Origin of the sequence: Tolypothrix sp. VBCCA 56010, from assembly GCF_050875635.1 — a bacterium.
In the GTDB taxonomy this organism is placed as follows: Bacteria; Cyanobacteriota; Cyanobacteriia; order Cyanobacteriales; family Nostocaceae; genus Hassallia.
Map to the genome: position 1 here is coordinate 1 of NZ_JBPAOH010000581.1, position 207 is coordinate 207.

Below are 207 nucleotides of genomic sequence, written 5' to 3' on the forward strand. Positions count from 1 at the left end.
GAACGGTAGTCGGTCTTTCCATGGGATGTCAACGGGATCTTTTCTATCCACACAAATCCGGATGGTATCATGTACCCTGGTAGATGAGTCGACAGGAACGTCCCCAAGGCTTCCTCATCATGGCGCTCACCAGTGTAGTATCCGATCAGCTCCCGGTCTTCTCCTTCCCCCTGAAGGCATACTACTGCGCCCATAACCCCGTCCATC

At 53.6% G+C, this 207-nt stretch carries 1 protein-coding gene; it reads right to left on the minus strand.

All coding sequences use genetic code 11. The annotated features are described in order from the left end of the window. A partial coding sequence (locus AABK37_RS42440) for a hypothetical protein (protein WP_432557333.1) occupies nt 1–194 on the minus strand: 194 nt, incomplete at its 3' end. Between the last annotated feature and the right edge of the window lie 13 nt (nt 195–207).